The organism is Streptomyces sp. BL1 (assembly GCF_057628045.1).
In genome coordinates this window covers 1,462,107-1,479,137 of the sequence record NZ_JBXYWZ010000002.1, presented here as the reverse complement: position 1 = coordinate 1,479,137, position 17,031 = coordinate 1,462,107, and the positions used below count along the sequence as shown (strand labels likewise).

Sequence of the window (17,031 nt, the reverse complement as noted above, 5' to 3'; positions counted from 1 at the left end):
CGCCGCCGGTCAGCGGCGCCGCGCGTACGCCCGCAGCCGTTCGGCGCGCGGGGTGAGGCAGCAGCTGGCGCACCGGACGGCCTCCGCACTGGTGTGGAACAGGCAGCAGGTGCGCCGCAGATAGACCAGCCGGACGGTGCCGTCGGGACGAACGACCTGCTCGACGTCGCCCAGCCGGGACAGTCCGCCCGGGACCGGCCCCGCGAACTCGGCCCACCGGGCCGCCATTTCGCCCACGGGCGCCGACGACGCGCACAGCGCCGTCGCGCACCCGTGGGCCACGCCGCCGCGCAGCTGCCGCAGTCCCGCACGGGTGCGTTCGTGCAGCGCGTCCGCGAGCGGCAGCAAGTGGCCGTCCAGTACGGACCGGTGGAGCGACGGCAGCCCCGGCTCCAGCAGCCGCGCACGGCGCACCCGTACGCCGCCGATGCCGTGTCCCGAGGGGCGCACGAGCACGTTCCGCGGGCGCACATCGAGCACTTGGCCGTCCAGCGCCCAGCGCAGCACAGCGGCAGCCGTGACCCTGCCCGCGTACACGGCGATCAGTGTCAGCGCCGCGGCGTGCGCCGTACGGTGGCCGCTTCCGTGGTGCTCGCTCTCCAGCAGACGCTCCAGCCCGGGGCTGCCGGGGGAGAGGAGCCGGTCGGCGGGCAGCCAGTCGTCGAGTTCCCCCTCCGGCGGTTCTCCGCACAGCAGCTCGTAGCGCGGACCGTGGACGGCGCACAGTTCCGCCAAGTCCGGTCGGCTGTACGGCAGTCCAGAGGGTTCGCGGGTCGTACGGCTGTCGGTCCGGGCGCCGGCCGTCACGGCCGCACCGCGGCGGGCACGGCACCCATGCCGGGCGGGAGGTACACCACTGTGGGCGCCTGCGTGACCGGATGCACCGTCACCTCGGCCCGCACGCCGTACACCTCGGCCAGCAGCTCCTGCGTGAGCACCTCGCCGGGCGGCCCCGAGGCCACGACCCGGCCGCCGTCCAGCACGTACAGCAGGTCGCAGTAGTAGGCGGCGAGATTGAGGTCGTGCAGGGCGATCAGGTTGGTGGTGCCCAGATCCCGTACGAGGGAGAGGACCTCCCACTGGTAGCGCACGTCCAGATGGTTGGTCGGTTCGTCGAGGACGAGCAGCGCGGGCCGCTGCGCCAACGCGCGGGCCACCAGGACGCGTTGCCGTTCACCGCCGGACAGCTCGCCGAAGGGCCGGCCGGCCAGCGTGTCGGCGCCCACGCGCGCGAGGGCGTCCCGTACGAGCTGTGCGTCGGCTGCGCTGTCCGTCTCCCAGAAGCGCTTGTGCGGTGAGCGGCCCATCGCCGCGATCTCGCGCACCGTCAGGCCGAACCCGTCACTGCTGTCCTGCGGCACGGTGGCGGTCCGCTGCGCACGCTTCTTCGGGCCGAGCTCCGCCATGTCCCGCCCGTCCAGCAGCAGTCGTCCCGCGGACGGCTTCAGCGTGCCGTACACGCAGCGCAGCAGGGTCGTCTTTCCGCTGCCGTTCGGCCCGACCACGCCCACAGTCCGGCCCGGCAGCGCGGTGAGCGAGACCTCGTCGACGAGTGAACGGCCGCTGTCCGTACGGAAGGTGACGTCCTCCACGCGCAGTTCCGCCGCGTCCGCCACTTCGCTCCTGTCCGTCCCGGCGGTCATGCGATCCCCTCCGTACGGGTGGTGCGGCGCAGCAGCCACAGAAAGAACGGTCCACCGGTCAGCGCGGTCAGCACGCCGACCGGGATCTCCTGCGGCGCCGCGACCGTACGTGCCGCCAGGTCGGCGAGCACCAGGAACGCCGCACCGGCCAGCGCGGCCACGGGCAGCAGCGCCCGGTGTCCGGCGCCGACAGCCATCCGTGCGGCGTGCGGCACCATCAGACCGACGAAACCGATCGCCCCGCTGACCGTCACCAGGACAGCCGTCACCAGGGACGCCAGAACGAACACGGCCGCACGGAACCGCCCGGTGTGCAGGCCGAGCACAGTGGCGCCCTCCTCGCCGACCAGCAGCAGATCGAGCGGGCGCGCCAACAGCATCAGCACCGCCAGCCCGGCCAGCAGGACGGCGGCGGGCAGCGGCAGGCTGTCCCAGCGGGCCCGGCCCAGGCCGCCCAGTGTCCAGAAGAGGATCTCCTTCATCTGCTCGGCCCGCGCGGAGGTGACCAGAACGAGGCTGGTCAGCGCCGACAGGATGTACTGCACGGCCACCCCGGCGAGCACCAGACGGCCCGTCGTCATGGTGCCGCCCCTGCGGGCCATCGCGTACACGACGAGCAGCGCACCCAGGGAGCCGACGAAGCCCCCGGCGGGCATGGTCAACGCGCCCGCGCCCACTCCGAGGACGGCCACGGCGACGGCCCCCGTCGAGGCGCCCGAGGAGATGCCGAGCAGGAACGGGTCGGCGAGCGGGTTCCGTACGAGGGCCTGCAGCACTGTGCCGACGACGGCCAGTCCGGCACCGACGACGGCGCCCAGCAGCACGCGCGGCAGCCGTACGTCCCGCACGATCGTCGTGAACGGGCCGGGCGGCGCGTCCCCGGTGACGATGCGCAGTACGTCGCCCGCCGGCACGCGTACCGCGCCCAGGGCGAGCCCGCCGAGCATCGCGACGGCCAGCACGACTGTCAGCAGGCCGACGGCCAGCGGGACCACCAGGCGGGACCGCCCGCCTGGTGGTTCGGACGGTGCGGCGGCGCTCCCGTCGGCAGGCGAACCGGCATTCCGGGGCGGGGATTTCAGCAGCACGCCGCTCACCCCTCGTCCGGATGCAGCTGGTGCGCCAGATCGCCCACCGCGCCCGGCGCCCGTACGCCCAGCACGGCCGAGGACAGCGGCAGAACGGCGAACCGCTTGTGCCGGACCGCCGGCACGTCGCGCAGCGCCGGATCGGTCAGCAGCTTCCGCTTCTTCTGCTCGACGGGGGTGCCGCCGTAGTCGTAGAGGAGGATGACCTCGGGCTTGCGCTGGACGACCTTCTCCCAGGACACGTCGGCGAAGGGCTTGCCGATGTCCGAGAAGAGGTTCCGCCCTCCGGCCCGTTCGATGATGTCGTCGCCGATGCCCTCGCCGCCCGCGGTGAACGCCGAACTGTCACCGCTGTCATAGACGAAGACGGACGGCTTGTGCTTCCCCTCCACCTGCTTGCGCACGGACGCCAACTGCCGGTCGTAGCGCGCCAGGAGCTTCTCGCCGCGCTCCGGTACGCCGAACGTCCGGGCGGTCTCCCGTATCTCCTGCCGCAGCTGCGCGAACCCCACGCGTCCCTTGGCGCACTGTTCGACGTTCAGCCGGGTGTGCACGCCGCTCTTCTCCAGGGACGCCCGGTCGCGGCCCTCGGTCTTGTCGAAGGCGCTGCTGTAACCGCCGTACACGAAGTCCGGGTTCGCACCCAGCAGCGTCTCCAGCGACGGATAGCGCTTCGCGAGCACCTTCACCCCGCGGTACGCCTTCCCGTACCGCGGCAGCACCTTGTCGTCCAGATAGGCGGTGCCGGCGAGCTTCTTCTCCAGGCCCAGCGCGAGCATCACCTCGGTGGTGTGCTGGTTGAGCGTGACGGCCCGTTCGGGAGGCCGCTGATAGGTCGTCTTCACACCGCAGTTGGTGACGGTGTACGGGAAGCCCTCGGCCGCCTTCCCCCGGTTCTCCTGCGGGCCGCCGGACGCGGGGCCTCCGCAGGCGGCGAGCGGGGCGAGCACCGCGGCGGATATGAGCGTACGCAGGGCTCTGGATGCCCGTGACATGGTCGTGCCTCCTCCGGGGGATCCGCGTCCCCTGGTCGGTGCGGAGGCGGCAGACCAGTGTCTGACTCCCGTACGGCGTCCGCGGGTTGACCACCCGCCGGGCCGTACGGTCACAGTGGCGGGACCGTGCCGGATTCACACCGGCTTCCTGACATCCGCCGCCTTGATGAGCAGGCGCATTCTTCCACACCCCGTCCCGGCCGCCCTGGACGGAAGAGCGGCTGAAACGTATCGGATGGATCTAGGGTTGAGGGGGCAAGGAATTGCACGACCCCCCCGCAGACAGAGAGCACGAGGAACGCACGTGACCACTGTCCCCGCCGTCACCCTGAACAACGGCAACCCCATGCCCCAGCTCGGCTTCGGCGTCTACCAGGTGCCCGACGACGAGGCCGCCTCCGTCGTCAGCACAGCGCTGGAGACCGGCTACCGCAGCATCGACACCGCGGCCCTCTACGACAACGAGGAGGGCACCGGGCGGGCCATCGCCGGCTCCGGCATCCCGCGCGAGGAAATCTTCCTCACCACGAAGCTGTGGAACACCGAGCAGGGCTACGACTCGACCCTGCGCGCCTTCGACGAGTCCCTCGCCAAGCTGGGCACGGACTACGTCGACCTGTACCTGATCCACTGGCCGCTGCCCGCGCGCGACCTGTACGTCGACACCTGGCGCGCCTTCGAGAAGATCCACGAGGAGGGCCGGGCCAAGGCCATCGGCGTCTCCAACTTCCAGCCGGCGCACCTGCGGCGGCTCTTCGACGAGAGCGGCATCGTGCCCGCCGTCAACCAGATCGAGCTGCACCCGCGGCTCCAGCAGGAGGAGCTGCGCTCCTTCGACGCCGAGCACCGCATCGCCACCGAGGCCTGGTCGCCGCTGGGCCGCGGCAACGGCGTCCTGGACGACCCGGCCGTCCTCAAGACGGCCGAGAAGTACGGCAAGACCCCCGCCCAGGTCGTGCTGCGCTGGCACCTCCAGCTCGGCAACGTCGTGATCCCGAAGTCCTCGACGCCCTCGCGCATCGCCGAGAACTTCGACGTGTTCGGCTTCGAGCTGGACGACGACGACATGACGGCCATCGCCGCGCTGGAGACGGGCGAGCGTGTCGGGCCCGACCCCGACACGCTCAACTGACCCGTCCCGTACGGCGGTCCGGCCTGTACTGCGGTCCGGCCCGTACAGCGATCCGTTCCGCACGGACTGCTCGTACGGGCCGGACCGCGAGGACGGAGCGAGCGGGCGGGCGGTGCGGGGTCAGCCCCGGGCCGCCCGCCCGTTCTCATCCCCCAGCAGCTGCTCGATGCGGGCCAGCTCCTCGTCCGTGAAGTCGAGGTTCTCCGCCGCGGCGACGCTGTCCGCCAGTTGCTCGGGGCTGCTCGCGCCCACCAGCGCCGAAGTGACCTGCTCCGTCCGCAGCACCCACGCCAGCGCCATCTGCGCCAGCGACTGCCCGCGCTCCCCGGCGAGCCGGTCCAGGGCCCGCAGCACTGTCACCCGGTCCTCGGTGATCCCGTCCTGCGTCAGGAACGGGCTGGCCCCGGCGGCACGCGAACCGGCCGGCACCCCGTTCAGATAGCGGTCGGTCAGCAGTCCCTGGGCGAGCGGTGAGAAGACGACGGAGCCGGCGCCCACGTCCTCCAGCGCGTCCCACAGCCCGTCCTCGGGCGACCGCACCAGCATCGAGTAGCGCGGCTGGTGCACCAGCAGCGGCGTGCCCATCTCGCGCAGGATGAGCGCGGCCTCCCGGGTCTGCTCCGGCGAGTAGTTGGATATCCCCGCGTACAGCGCCTTGCCCTGCCGCACCGCCGTGTCCAGCGCGCCCATCGTCTCCTCCAGCGGAGTGTCCGGGTCGGGCCGGTGCGAGTAGAAGATGTCGACATAGTCCAGGCCGGTACGGGCCAGCGACTGGTCCAGCGAGGCGAGCAGACTCTTGCGGGAGCCCAGGTCCCCGTACGGTCCCGGCCACATCCGGTGGCCCGCCTTCGTCGAGACGACGATCTCGTCCCGGTAGGGGTGCAGGTCCTCCCGGAAGATCTGCCCGAACACGGTCTCCGCCGCGCCGGGCGGCGGGCCGTAGTTGTTGGCGAGGTCGAAATGGGTGATGCCCAGATCGAAGGCCCGGCGCAGGATGGCCCGTTGACCGTCCAGCGGCCGGTCGGTGCCGAAGTTGTGCCACAGACCGAGCGACACGACGGGCAGCCGCAGTCCGCTCAGCCCGGCACGCCGGTAGGGCATCGCGTCATAGCGGCGGGGATCTGCTTCATACACGGGCGGGACCTCTCCTGGGACGTACAACGGGTGAATGGCGGCGGCGGGTCAGGCGACGCCCTCGGGGCTCGCACCCTCGATCTGCACACCGTCCGCCGCGATCCGGTCGATCTCGGCGAGCTCGCCGTCGCTCAGTTCGATATCGGCGGCACGCGCGCTGGCCTCGATGTTCTTCGCGCTGCGCGCGCCCACGATGGCCACGTCCACCCGGGCCAGCACCCAGGCGATCGCCAGCTGGCTGACACTGTGACCGCGCTCCCGCGCGAAGTCCTCCAGCTTCCGTACGACCGCCAGATTGCGCCGCAGCGCGTCCCCCGTGAACGCCGTGGACTTGCTGCGCCAGTCGGAGTCCTCGAACGTCGTGTTCTCGTCGAAGCGGCCGGTCAGCAGACCGCTGGCGAGCGGGCTGTAGGCGAGCACGCCGATCCCGTGCTCCCGCGTGTACGGCAGGATGCCGTCCTCGATGCCGCGCCGGAACAGGTGGTACGGCGGCTGCAGCGTGTCCACGGGCCGTACGGCGGCGAACTCCGCCATCTCCGCGGCGTCGTAGTTGGACACCCCCACGTAACGGATCTTGCCCTCGTCCACCAACTCCTGGAGCGCGCCCGCGGTTTCGGCCTGCGGCACGTCCGGGTCCGGCCAGTGCACCTGGTACAGGTCGATCGTGTCGACGCCGAGGTGGCGCAGGCTCTTCTCCACCCCGTCGCGGAGGAACGCGGGGGAGGCGTCGCGGCCGCCGCCGTCGGGACGGATACCGCCCTTGGTGGCGATCACCACGCTGTCCCGGTCGCGCTCGATCTCCGGCCGCAGCGCCTTGCCCAGCAGCTCCTCGGACGCGCCGAAGCCGTACGCCTGCGCCGTGTCGAAGAAGTTGACGCCCAGCCCGAGCGCGTGCCGGATGGCGTCGACGGCGGTGTCCTCGTCGAACGAGCCCCATTCACCGCCCAGTTGCCAGCTCCCGTAGGCGATGCGGGAGACCTTCAGTTCCGTGGCCCCCAGAGTCGTGGTCCTCATGTGCTCTGCTCCTCGTGACAGCGTTCCCGTGACGATGTCCTCGTGCCGGCGCCCTCGAACGGCCGCGGACGATCAGCCCTCAGCCTCTCCCCGCCACCGCTGACCCGTCCAATAGAAGAAAGCGAACGGATTCAGCGACTAGCCTGCTGAGTCATGGAACTGAGGCACCTGGAGCACTTCGTCGCGGTCGCCGAGGAGCAGCACTTCACCCGCGCGGCCGAGCGGCTGATGGTCTCCCAGTCCGGACTGTCCGCGTCCGTGCGGGCGCTGGAACGGGAGCTGTCGGCGCGGCTGTTCGTCCGGACCACCCGCAGCGTGGAGCTGACGGGGGAGGGGCGGGCGCTGCTGGCGGAGGCGACGCGCGCGCTGGCGAACGTACGGGCCGGCCGGGAAGCGGTCGCCGCCGTGCAGGGGCTGCTGCGCGGCACCCTGTCGGTGGGCACCGAACAGTGCGTCGCGGGGGTCAACGTGCCGTCGCTGCTGGCCCGGTTCCGCACCGGGCACCCCGGGGTGGAGATCCGGCTGCGGCAGGCCGGGTCCGGACAGCTGGCGGGCGAAGTCGCCGCGGGGCGGCTCGACCTGGCCTTCGTCGCGCTGTGCGGCGAGCCGCCGCAGGGCGTGGAGCTGCTGCCGCTGGCGGCGGAGCCGATGGTGCTGCTGTGTCACCCGGATCACCGTCTGGCCGCGCACCGGCAGGTCGGCTGGAGCGAGCTGAAGGGCGAGGCGGGCATCGACTTCCAGCCGGACTGGGGCGTACGGCAGCTGACGGACCGTGCGTTCGCGGAGGCGGGGACGGCACGGCAGGTCGCGCTGGAGGTCAACGACGTGCACACCCTCATCGAGCTGGTCGACGAGGGGATGGGCAGCGCGGTGGTCCCGCGCCATTTCGCGCGCAAGCCGCAGGCGTCCGGCCTGTGCACCGTGCCGCTGGAGGGTGAGCCGCTGTGGCAGGTCTCCGTGGCCGTTCCCGCCGGCGGGGGCGCGGGACCGGCGGCGCGCGCCCTCTGCGCCCATCTTGACGTGGCGGTGCCCTCGTCCGGCTAGTTGCCGTCGGGCCGGCTGGTTGTCCTGAGCCACAAGGGGCCCTCCTGTACGAGGTGTTGACCGGTCAGAGGAGCGCCGTGCGACGATCGGGCGGCTCGCGCGTCACTTCTGACCTGCGCAACTCATGAGCCCCGGGAGGAACGTTGGACCCCAACGACAGATCCGCCCCCGCACGGCCCGCCGGCGAAGCCGGCCCCGCACAGTCCGACACCGCACAGTCCGACACCGCACAGTCCGGCCCCGCGCCGGACGCCGCGCCGCACGGCACCGGTTCCCGGCAGGACAGTGGCCTGTCCCGGCGCCGCTTCCTGCAGTCCGGCACCGCCGTCACGGCAGCCACCGCCGCCACGGTTACCGGGTGGAACGGACCGCAGCCCGCCGCGGCCGCCGAGGCCCGCCGCACCGTGCTCTCCTTCACCGCCGCCACCAACGGCGCCGGGACACTGGCCCCTTCCGGCGACCGCCTCGTCGCGGAGATCCAGAACATCCTGTGGTCCGTCCCGCGCGAGGGCGGCGACGCGACCCCGCTGACCCGGCCGGGACTGGAGCCCACCCGGCCGCAGTTCTCCCCGGACGGCCGCCTGCTCGCCGTCTGCGCCTACCAGGGCGGCGGGTTCCACCTGTGGACGCTGCGTCCCGACGGCAGCGGTCTGCGGCAGCGCACCGACGGGCCGTGGGACGACCGCGGCCCGTCCTGGTCGCCCGACGGCACCCGTCTCGCCTTCGCCTCCGAACGCGGCGGCGACCCGGTCGACGGCAGCCCGTACCGCATCTGGGTGCTCGACGTCCGTACGGACGAACTGACCCGGCTCACCGGCCTGCCGGGGCAGGACGGGCCCCATCAGGGCGGCGCCTGGGAGGACTTCGACCCCGCCTGGTCCGGGGACGGCTCCCGGGTGCTGTTCGTACGCGGCACCGTCACCGCGGGCGAGGAGGGGCCGGCGCTGGACTCCCGTACGGTCGCCTCCGTGCCGGCGGACGGCGAGGGGCCCGTGCGCACCGAGTACACGGAGCGGGAGAAGGCGCAGCTGATGACGCCCGCCGTCAGCCCCGCCGGACGGCTCGCCCTGTTGCGGACGACGCCCTCTCCGGCGGCGAGCTGCACGCTGCTCGTGGACGGCGAACTGGTCGCCGTGCAGGGCGATGTGGCGCCCGTGCCACCCCGCTGGGTCTCCCGTGAGGAGCTGCTGCTCACCGTCGACGGACAGTTCCGTGTCGTCGACGTGCGCGAGCCGGCGGACGCGGAGCGGATCCCCTTCACCGCCGAACTGCCCGTCCGGCGGCCGCAGTACAGGATCAAGGACTACGGCTTCGCCCCCGAAGGTGTCCGTCCTGTGCGCGGTGTGCACCTGCCCGTCCTGTCGCCCGACGGGCGGCAGGTGGCCTTCGCCGCACTCAACGCCCTCTGGACGGCCGGCACCGACGGCGGCCGCCCGCGCAAGCTCGTACAGGCGGACCCGACCCGCTATCTGCTCGGCCCGTCCTGGACACCGGACGGCAAGGCGCTGCTGTACTCCGACGACCGTGCCGGACTGTTCGCGGTGCGCCGCCGTGACCTGCGTACCGGCGAGGAGACCGTACTCGCGGAGGGCGGCCGCGTGTTCCCCGCCCTCTCGCCGGACGGCCGCAGGCTCGCCTGCCTCGATCTGACGGGCAATCTGCTGGTGCGCGACCTGCCCGACGGCGCGGAACGCACTCTCGTGAAGCCGATGGGTTCCGGCGGGCTGCCCGGCCGGCCCAGCTGGTCGCCGGACGGACGGTACGTCGTCCTGTGCGACCGCAACCGTCTCGACAACCGGTTCCGCGAGGGCTACAACCTGATCCGCGTCGTGGACGCCCGTACCGGCGAGGACAGGCTGTACTCCCCGGCACCGCACCTCTCGCTCTCTGACCGCTACGACTCGGGGCCCGTCTGGTCGCCCGACGGCACATGGATGGCGTTCGTCGCCGAGTCGGCGCTGTGGCTGCTGCCCGTACGGCCGGACGGCGCCCCGGACGGCCGCCCGCATCCCGTCACCCGCGACGCCGCCGACCACCCGTCATGGTCCGCCGACTCGCGCACCCTGCTCCATCTCTCCTCGGGCGCACTGCGCCTGACGGAGATCCGGCAGAACGGCACGCCGGGACGGAGCCGTACTGTACGCGTGCCGCTGGAGTACCGCAGGGCCCGCACCCGGGACACAGTCGTGCGCGCGGGACGCCTGTGGGACGGACACGGCGACACCGTCCGCGAGGACATGGACATCCTCGTGCGGGACGGACGTGTCACCGCCGTCGCCCCGCACCGCGCGGGACGGCCCGCGGCGCACCGGGTGGACGCGTCACAGCAGACAGTCCTGCCGGGGCTGTGGGACTGTCACACGCACCCCTGGCAGACCATGTACGGCGGGCGCCTCACCGCCGCCATGCTGGCGTACGGCATCACCACCAGCGTGTCCCTCGGCGGCTTCGCCTACGAACAGGCCAGGCTGCGCGAGGCGTTGACCGACGGCAGTCTTGCCGGGCCCCGGCTGCTCACCACCGGTGAACTGCTCGACGGCGGCCGGGCCGCGTACAGCATGGGCCGTACGCACCGCACGCGTGCGGGACTGCGCCGCACTCTGGACCGCGGGCGTGCGCTGGACTGGGACTTCGTCAAGACGTACGTACGGGCGCCCGGCTGGATCATGGCGGAGGCGGCGCGCTTCGCGCACGACGAACTGGGCGTACGTTCCGGCAGCCATCTGCTCACCCCCGGCGTACAGCTCGGCCAGGACCTGACGACCCATCTGCAGGCGACACAGCGGCTGGAGTTCGGGCACGCGACGACGGCCACCGGACACGTCGGGCAGGACGTCGAGGAGGTCTACACGGCTGCCGGTGCGGACTTCCATCTGATCGCCACCCCGTTCACGGCCGCACCGCTCGTGGGTGCCGACCCGGCACTGGCCGAGGACCCGCGTGTCACCCGTGTGCTGCCGCCGTGGGACACCGAGGCGGTACGGGAACTGGCCGCAAGGCCGCCGACGGACGGTCAACTGGCCACCCTGGACCGGGAGACGGCCTTCTACCGCCGGCTGCTCGCGGCCGGCGGACTGCTCGCCCTGGGCACCGACGCGCCCATCGTGCCGGCGGGCCTCCATCTGCACATGGCCCTGCGCGCACTGCACCGTGCGGGGCTTCCGCCCGCGGACGTGCTGCGGACAGCCACCGTGCTGCCCGCCCGGGTGTTCGGCGCGGAACGCGATCTGGGCACCGTGGAGGAGGGCAGGCTCGCGGATCTGACGGTGGTCGACGGCGACCCGTTCACGGACTTCGACAGCCTCGTACGGACGACGTCCGTGCTGCGCGGGGGAGTGCCGTTCACCCAGCGGGAGCTGGTGGAGGCGTACCCGGAGCCGGACGCCGGGCCCAAGGCCGCCGGCGGCCAGTGGCACGCCACCAGCCGGCAACTGCGCCGCGACGGCTGCTGCGACGCGGGCGTCTGACACGCACCACCCGGAGGGCCCGAACAACGGGACCCGACAGCAGGACCCGACAGCAGGACCCGACAGCAGGAACCGACAGCAGGACCGGCCGGCGGGACATCCCCGCCGGCCGGTCCGCAGTGCGCCGTGCCGGCCGCACCCGCCGTACAGTCCGCGCTACTTGATGGACTTGATCAGTTCGCCGCCGGCGGTGTCACCGCTGAGCTCCCAGAAGAACGTGCCGCCCAGGCCCTGCTGCGCGGCCCATCCGCTCTTCGTGCCGATGGTCTCGGGCGTGTCGTAACTCCACCACTGGTCACCGCACTTGGCGTACGCCGTGCCCGCGACCTTGCCGGTGGCCGGGCAGCGGCCCTTGAGCTCCTTGTAGTCGTCGATGCCCGCCTCGTACTTGCCCGGTGCCGCGCCGCTCGCCGTGCCGCCCGGCTCCGCCTGCGACACGCCGGTCCAGCCGCGTCCGTAGAAGCCGAGCCCGAGCAGCAGCTTGTCGGACGGGACGCCCATGCCCTTCAGCTTCTCGACGGTGGCCGTGGTGTTGTAGCCGTCCTTCGGGATGCCGTCGTAGCCGGTCAGCGGGGAGTGCGGAGCGGTGGGCCCCTTGGCGTCCCAGGCGCCGAAGTAGTCGTAGGTCATGGGGAGATACCAGTCGACGTACTGCGCGGCGCTCTTGTAGTCCGTCGCGTCCAGCTTGCCGTCCTTCGAGGCGTCCGCGGGGATCGCCGAGGTGATCAGCCTGTCGCCGCCGAGCTTCGCGCGCAGCGCCTTCATCAGCTTCGCGTACGCGTCCCGGCCACTGGTGTCGCAGGTCAGGCCGCAGGCGTTGGGGTACTCCCAGTCGATGTCGATGCCGTCGAACAGACCCTTCCAGCGCGGGTCGTCGAGCAGCCCGGCGCAGGACTCGGCGAACGCGGCGGGGTTCTTGGCGGCCTCGGTGAAGCCGCCGGACCAGGTCCAGCCGCCGAACGACCAGAGGATCCTGAGGTTCGGGTGCTTGGCCTTCAGCTTCAGCAGCTGGTTGAAGTTCCCGCGCAGCGGCTGGTCCCAGGTGTCGGCCTTGCCGTCGACGCTGTCGGCCGCCGTGTACGCCTTCTCGTAGTCCGCGTACCCGTCGCCGACCGTGCACTTGCCGCCCTGCACGTTGCCGAAGGCGTAGTTGATGTGGGTCAGTTTGCCGGCCGAGCCGGAGGTCTCGATGTTCTTCACGTGGTAGTTGCGCTGGTAGACGCCCCAGTTGGTGAAGTAGCCGACCGTCCGGTCCGCGGCGGCCGCCTTGCCTGCCGGCTGCCGCGGCGCGGTCTCGCCCGCGAAGGCTCCGGCGGTGAGCAGCGCGGCGGACAGGACGGCCGCGCACGCCGCGGCGATCAGGGCCAGTAAGCCGCGTCGCCCTGCACGGCGGCGTCTTGCGCGATCCCGGGGTGCGTTGAGTCCGTGCATGGTTCTCCTCGCGGTGTGGGGGAGCGGGGCACGTGCTGTGCTGCGTACGGACAGCCACGGATGTGCGGGGCGCGGTATGCCGTACGTTCGCCGCAGGAACCTAGAAGGACTAGACCAGTACGTCAATGGTCTGCACCAAACACCTTGCTCCGGCCCCGTCCTGACACAGGATCACGAGCCTGTTCCGGCTCGGTACCGGGTCACCGCCATTCGGTGACTCGGCACCGCCGAACGGGCATACTCACCGACGCCACCGCCGCTGATGAGCCGCCGCCGCGACCCGGCGCGGCAGCATCACGGCCAGGCAGCGACACAACGGCGTCTCCGTCCCACCCCGACGGCCGGCGCCGCAGCGCCCGGAAGAAGGAGAGCGCCGCCATGACCGAATACGGGCCGCGTCCGGTGGAACGCCGGCTGCCCACCGAGGAGTCCAGGGACCTGCTGGCCCTCGTCCGCGACCTCGCCCAGCGGGAGATCGTGCCCACAGCGGCCGCGGAGGAGGAAGCGGGCCGGTTCCCGCGCGAGACCTTCGCCCTGCTGTCCCGCTCCGGACTGCTCGGCCTGCCGTACGACAGCGAACACGGCGGCGGCGACCAGCCGTACGAGGTCTATCTCCAGACCGTCGAAGAGCTCGCGGCGGCCAGACTCACCGTCGGACTCGGCGTCAGCGTGCACTCCCTCTCGTGTCACGCTGTGGCCGCTTTCGGCACCAAGGAGCAGCGCGCCGAGCACCTGCCCGGCATGCTCGGCGGCGGACTCCTCGGCGCCTACTGTCTGTCCGAACCGGCCTCCGGTTCGGACGCCGCCTCGCTCCGTACGCGCGCCGTGCGGGACGGCGACGACTGGGTGCTCGAAGGCACCAAGTCCTGGATCACGCACGGCGGCATCGCCGACTTCTACACCGTGCTCGCCCGTACGGGAGGCGAGGGCGCCACGGGCATCTCGGCCTTCCTGGTCCCCGGCGACACGCCGGGCCTCACCGCCGCCGCGCCCGAGCGCAAGATGGGCCTCAAGGGCTCACCCACGGCGCAGCTCCACTTCGACGGCGTACGCGTGCCCGACAGCCGGCGCATCGGCGAGGAGGGACAGGGCTTCACCATCGCGCTGGCCGCCCTCGACTCCGGCAGGCTCGGCATCGCGGCCTGCGCCACCGGACTCGCCCAGGCGGCACTCGACGAAGCACACGCGTACATGCAGGGGCGGCAGCAATTCGGCCGCCCGCTCGCCGACTTCCAGGGCCTGCGCTTCATGCTCGCCGACATGGCCACCCAGATCGCGGCGGGGCGCGCACTGCTGCTGGAGGCCGCCCGTCTGCGGGACACCGGCAAACCCTTCGCCCAACAGGCCGCCATGGCCAAACTGTTCTGCACCGACACCGCCATGCGCGTCACCACGGACGCCGTCCAGCTCCTCGGCGGCTACGGCTACACCGCCGATTTCCCGACCGAGCGCTACATGCGCGAGGCCAAGGTCCTCCAGATCGTCGAGGGCACCAACCAGATCCAGCGGATGGTCATCGCCCGCCATCTGACCGGTCCCGAACGGGGCGTCACACGCCCCTAGAGCCGTCCGCGGGCGGCGCGGTGCACGTCACCGCGCCGCCTCGCGCACGTCCTCCACCACCTCCGAGCTCAGCGCGGCCCGCACCAGCGCCGCCGCGAACCGGGCCGTGTCCTGCTCCCGTACCAGCCCTGCCAGGGTCTTCGCGCTCGTCGGCAGGCCGAGCTTCTCCGCGCCCTGCTGCGCCTTCTTGTCGACGTACGGCACGAACTCCGGCCACACCTCCTGCACTTCACGCAGGAAGATCGACACGCCCGTCGGGCCGATGCCCGGTACGTCCTCCAGGCGCTTGTGCGGCGCGGAGTCCTCGCGCAGCTTCCGCAGATCGCCCCCGTACTGCTCCAGCAGCAGCTCGGCGCCCTGTCCGAGCATCGTGGCCGTGCGCTCGTCGTACCGCCGGTAGCCGCCCTCTCCGAGCGCGTCCACCCGCTGCTGCCAGGTCGCGTCGCACATCCGGCGCGCGTCCCGCATGCCGGCGTCCGACAGCGCCCGCGCGGCGGCCACCGCGATGTCCGCGCGGATCCGCGCGGACAGCAGCATCGACAGCACCAGCAGCCGGTACAGCGGCGACGGCGTGTCCTTCAGCGTGATGCCGGCCTCCGCCGCGTACGTCCGCCCGTGCCGCTTCAGCAGCTCCCGTACGACGGCCTCGTTCCGCTGCGTCGTCATGGCAGTTCACTCCCGGTCTGTCCGCGAGGCGGCCGCTGTGGCCGTGTCACTGTCGGGCCGGCCGCCTCAGTCCGGCGGCTCGCCGTTCGGCTGCGCGGCAGACTTCCGCTCGCCCTCGCCGGGCGACTCGGGAGGCGCGCCCAGCGCCTCCTCGACCTCTTCGTCCGGCTCCTTGGCCCGCAGGGCGTGCTCGACCTGCTCGGTCCTCTCCTCCTCCGCGGTCCTCTCCTGATCGGCGCTGCCGTCCTCGCCCGGTGCCTGCTCCTGCCTCAGCGGCTCCGGCGCGCCGTGGTCGTCAGCCATGGCCTCTCGCTCTCCGCGGACCGGGCACCGGCCCCGCAGACTGCCCGTGGGGGGCGGCGCCCGTGTGCCCGTTCCTGCTCGTGTGTCTGCTCCGAGTCCCCGGCAGCGGCGCGGCAAAACGCGCCCTCACCTGCGGCGCCGCACCGTACATCGGGGCGTGCCCCGGCGCGTGCGGACAGCGTGAACCGGTATGCGGCAGCGAGGAGTTGAGCACGCGGCACGTCCCCGGCGGGGACGCGCGGCACGTGGCACCGGCGAACCGGTGTGTCAGGGAAGGGCGCTCCGCGGGAGCGGGCCCGTCAGTGCCGGAGCGCCGGCTGCTCCGGTACCCGTACGGGGCGCGTCCGCGGGCCGCCCACGTGCGAGAAGGGCTGGGTCCGCCAGTCCAGGCTCTCCGGAAGCGTCAACAGTGCGGTCACGTCGTGCTCCTGACCGTCCGTCAACCCGTCCAGCTCGGCCGCCTCGTCCACATGGCGCCCCGAGCCCTGGCACACCACGGGCCCGAACGGGTTCCACGGTGTGGCACACAGCGCGTGCTCCGGCAGGCTCTCCTCGTCCGCCAGCAGCGCGATCGGCTGGCCGCAGTCCGGGCAGCTCACCCGGAAGATGTCGTACGACTCGTTCTCCAGCGCCTCCACGGCCTCCGGACCGCCGAACTCGGCGTCCTGGACGTCCTGCTCACGGGCACGGACGGGCTTCACAGCGGGCATGCAATCCCCCTCGAACGGACCTGCCGGGCGTCGTGCCCCGGCCACAGCAAGCACTTCCCGCCGCGTCACACGGATATTCGCCTCACCCCCACGGACACCGGGGTGCGCGTGTGGCCTTGGTCACACCGTGCGCCTGTACGTGCCACCGGGAGCTGTCGACCGTGCCGGAGCGCCTCTCCGTACGCGGGCGGGCACGGCGTTTCCGCCGTGCCCGCCCGCCGGGGCCGCGGCCCCGGAAACCTCAACGCACGGTGACCTTCATGGTGTTGGAGACGGTGTCACCGCCGGCCATGCGGAGCTTGTTGACCCCCTTGGGGCCGAGCTTGGCCCGCAGCCCGAAGTGGCCCCCTGTCTCGACCACGGTGGTCGCGGCCAGCGGGACCCACTTCTTCTCCGCGGCCCGGTACTGCTGCAGGGTCAGCTCGGTGCCCAGCGGAATCCCCGTCGCCCTGCCCGTGATGCGGAACTCCTGCCAGCTCTTCACGCCGGAGGTGTCCGCCTCGGCGACGAGCTTCCCGGCCACGGCCTCCTCCGTCCCGGCCGGCGGCGCCGGCGCCGCGACGGCGGCGGGGGACCGCCCCGGAGCCGCCGCCGCGGAGGCCGCGGCACCGAGGGTTCCGGCGAGGACGGCGACGGCGAGGGAGCCTGCCACGGCGAGGCGGGACGTGCGGTTGAGCGTCATCAGTCATCTCCAGTTGTCCGTGATCCGTATAGGACCCGTGATCCGTGAGGACCCCGCCTTCCGTGCGGAACGGCGGGATCGCACGAGGACGCGTCCGCCGCGGCCTCACCCGGCCGCGGCGGACGCGTCGCCCTGTACTGAGGCATCGCAGCGCCTCCG

At 72.4% G+C, this 17,031-nt stretch carries 15 protein-coding genes and 1 riboswitch; of the genes, 4 read left to right on the top strand and 11 right to left on the bottom strand.

The features are described 5' to 3' along the window. Positions 1-9: 9 nt before the first annotated feature. From AC3AGO_RS06715 to AC3AGO_RS06700, 4 genes are all read right to left on the bottom strand, one after another. Complete coding sequence (locus tag AC3AGO_RS06715; protein ID WP_487819201.1) at positions 10-807, bottom strand: (2Fe-2S)-binding protein; 798 nt, start codon at positions 805-807, stop codon at positions 10-12. Beyond that, a complete protein-coding gene (locus AC3AGO_RS06710) occupies positions 804-1,643 on the bottom strand; it encodes an ABC transporter ATP-binding protein (RefSeq protein WP_487819200.1) in 840 nt (279 codons plus the stop codon). The genes AC3AGO_RS06715 and AC3AGO_RS06710 overlap by 4 nt, the downstream gene beginning before the upstream one ends. Continuing rightward, complete coding sequence (locus AC3AGO_RS06705) at positions 1,640-2,590, bottom strand: FecCD family ABC transporter permease (RefSeq protein ID WP_487824558.1); 951 nt, start codon at positions 2,588-2,590, stop codon at positions 1,640-1,642. The genes AC3AGO_RS06710 and AC3AGO_RS06705 overlap by 4 nt, the downstream gene beginning before the upstream one ends. Before the next feature lie 146 nt (positions 2,591-2,736). Beyond that, positions 2,737-3,726, bottom strand: a complete 990-nt coding sequence (locus tag AC3AGO_RS06700) for an ABC transporter substrate-binding protein (RefSeq protein WP_487819199.1) — start codon at positions 3,724-3,726, stop codon at positions 2,737-2,739. Positions 3,727-3,761: 35 nt separating this feature from the next. Next, positions 3,762-3,900, bottom strand: a riboswitch (cobalamin riboswitch). A gap of 130 nt (positions 3,901-4,030) precedes the next feature. Here AC3AGO_RS06700 and AC3AGO_RS06695 point away from each other — a divergent pair. Beyond that, positions 4,031-4,858, top strand: a complete 828-nt coding sequence (locus AC3AGO_RS06695) for an aldo/keto reductase (protein ID WP_487819198.1) — start codon at positions 4,031-4,033, stop codon at positions 4,856-4,858. A 120-nt stretch (positions 4,859-4,978) separates the two neighbouring features. On the opposite strand, the gene AC3AGO_RS06690 is transcribed toward AC3AGO_RS06695, so the two are convergent. Beyond that, entirely contained in the window at positions 4,979-5,992 is a 1,014-nt protein-coding gene (locus AC3AGO_RS06690) for an aldo/keto reductase (RefSeq protein ID WP_487819197.1), read from the bottom strand. 48 nt (positions 5,993-6,040) lie between these two features. Further along, a complete protein-coding gene (locus tag AC3AGO_RS06685; RefSeq protein ID WP_487819196.1) occupies positions 6,041-7,006 on the bottom strand; it encodes an aldo/keto reductase in 966 nt (321 codons plus the stop codon). Positions 7,007-7,159: 153 nt separating this feature from the next. Here AC3AGO_RS06685 and AC3AGO_RS06680 point away from each other — a divergent pair, with 153 nt between their 5' ends. Next, positions 7,160-8,050 (top strand): LysR family transcriptional regulator, encoded by an 891-nt coding sequence (locus AC3AGO_RS06680; protein ID WP_487819195.1) that lies wholly within the window; start codon positions 7,160-7,162, stop codon positions 8,048-8,050. A 290-nt stretch (positions 8,051-8,340) separates the two neighbouring features. Next, the gene (locus AC3AGO_RS06675) at positions 8,341-11,517 is read left to right on the top strand and encodes an amidohydrolase family protein (RefSeq protein WP_487824557.1); all 3,177 of its coding nucleotides are present in this window, start codon (positions 8,341-8,343) and stop codon (positions 11,515-11,517) included. Between the two features lie 156 nt (positions 11,518-11,673). On the opposite strand, the gene AC3AGO_RS06670 is transcribed toward AC3AGO_RS06675, so the two are convergent. After that, a complete protein-coding gene (locus tag AC3AGO_RS06670) occupies positions 11,674-12,948 on the bottom strand; it encodes a glycoside hydrolase family 18 protein (protein ID WP_487819194.1) in 1,275 nt (424 codons plus the stop codon). Between the two features lie 378 nt (positions 12,949-13,326). Here AC3AGO_RS06670 and AC3AGO_RS06665 point away from each other — a divergent pair, with 378 nt between their 5' ends. Next, a complete protein-coding gene (locus AC3AGO_RS06665) occupies positions 13,327-14,511 on the top strand; it encodes an acyl-CoA dehydrogenase family protein (protein WP_487819193.1) in 1,185 nt (394 codons plus the stop codon). Between the two features lie 27 nt (positions 14,512-14,538). Here AC3AGO_RS06665 and AC3AGO_RS06660 read toward each other — a convergent pair whose 3' ends face one another. From AC3AGO_RS06660 to AC3AGO_RS06645, 4 genes are all read right to left on the bottom strand, one after another. Then, a complete protein-coding gene (locus AC3AGO_RS06660; protein WP_487819192.1) occupies positions 14,539-15,177 on the bottom strand; it encodes a hypothetical protein in 639 nt (212 codons plus the stop codon). Between the two features lie 66 nt (positions 15,178-15,243). Further along, positions 15,244-15,480, bottom strand: coding sequence for a hypothetical protein (locus tag AC3AGO_RS06655; protein WP_487819191.1), 237 nt, complete (start codon positions 15,478-15,480; stop codon positions 15,244-15,246). A gap of 299 nt (positions 15,481-15,779) precedes the next feature. Continuing rightward, a complete protein-coding gene (locus AC3AGO_RS06650) occupies positions 15,780-16,190 on the bottom strand; it encodes a hypothetical protein (RefSeq protein ID WP_487819190.1) in 411 nt (136 codons plus the stop codon). Between the two features lie 241 nt (positions 16,191-16,431). After that, positions 16,432-16,872: a hypothetical protein gene (locus AC3AGO_RS06645; RefSeq protein ID WP_487819189.1), complete on the bottom strand. Its 441-nt coding sequence runs from the start codon at positions 16,870-16,872 to the stop codon at positions 16,432-16,434. Positions 16,873-17,031 lie beyond the last annotated feature (159 nt).

Coding starts and splice junctions, on each gene's coding strand:
- AC3AGO_RS06710 (WP_487819200.1), bottom strand. CDS start 1,643: ATGACCGCCGGGACGGACAGGAGCGAAGTGGCGGACGCGGCGGAACTG.
- AC3AGO_RS06705 (WP_487824558.1), bottom strand. CDS start 2,590: ATGCTCGGCGGGCTCGCCCTGGGCGCGGTACGCGTGCCGGCGGGCGAC.
- AC3AGO_RS06700 (WP_487819199.1), bottom strand. CDS start 3,726: ATGTCACGGGCATCCAGAGCCCTGCGTACGCTCATATCCGCCGCGGTG.
- AC3AGO_RS06685 (WP_487819196.1), bottom strand. CDS start 7,006: ATGAGGACCACGACTCTGGGGGCCACGGAACTGAAGGTCTCCCGCATC.
- AC3AGO_RS06680 (WP_487819195.1), top strand. CDS start 7,160: ATGGAACTGAGGCACCTGGAGCACTTCGTCGCGGTCGCCGAGGAGCAG.
- AC3AGO_RS06670 (WP_487819194.1), bottom strand. CDS start 12,948: ATGCACGGACTCAACGCACCCCGGGATCGCGCAAGACGCCGCCGTGCA.
- AC3AGO_RS06665 (WP_487819193.1), top strand. CDS start 13,327: ATGACCGAATACGGGCCGCGTCCGGTGGAACGCCGGCTGCCCACCGAG.
- AC3AGO_RS06660 (WP_487819192.1), bottom strand. CDS start 15,177: ATGACGACGCAGCGGAACGAGGCCGTCGTACGGGAGCTGCTGAAGCGG.
- AC3AGO_RS06655 (WP_487819191.1), bottom strand. CDS start 15,480: ATGGCTGACGACCACGGCGCGCCGGAGCCGCTGAGGCAGGAGCAGGCA.
- AC3AGO_RS06650 (WP_487819190.1), bottom strand. CDS start 16,190: ATGCCCGCTGTGAAGCCCGTCCGTGCCCGTGAGCAGGACGTCCAGGAC.
- AC3AGO_RS06645 (WP_487819189.1), bottom strand. CDS start 16,872: ATGACGCTCAACCGCACGTCCCGCCTCGCCGTGGCAGGCTCCCTCGCC.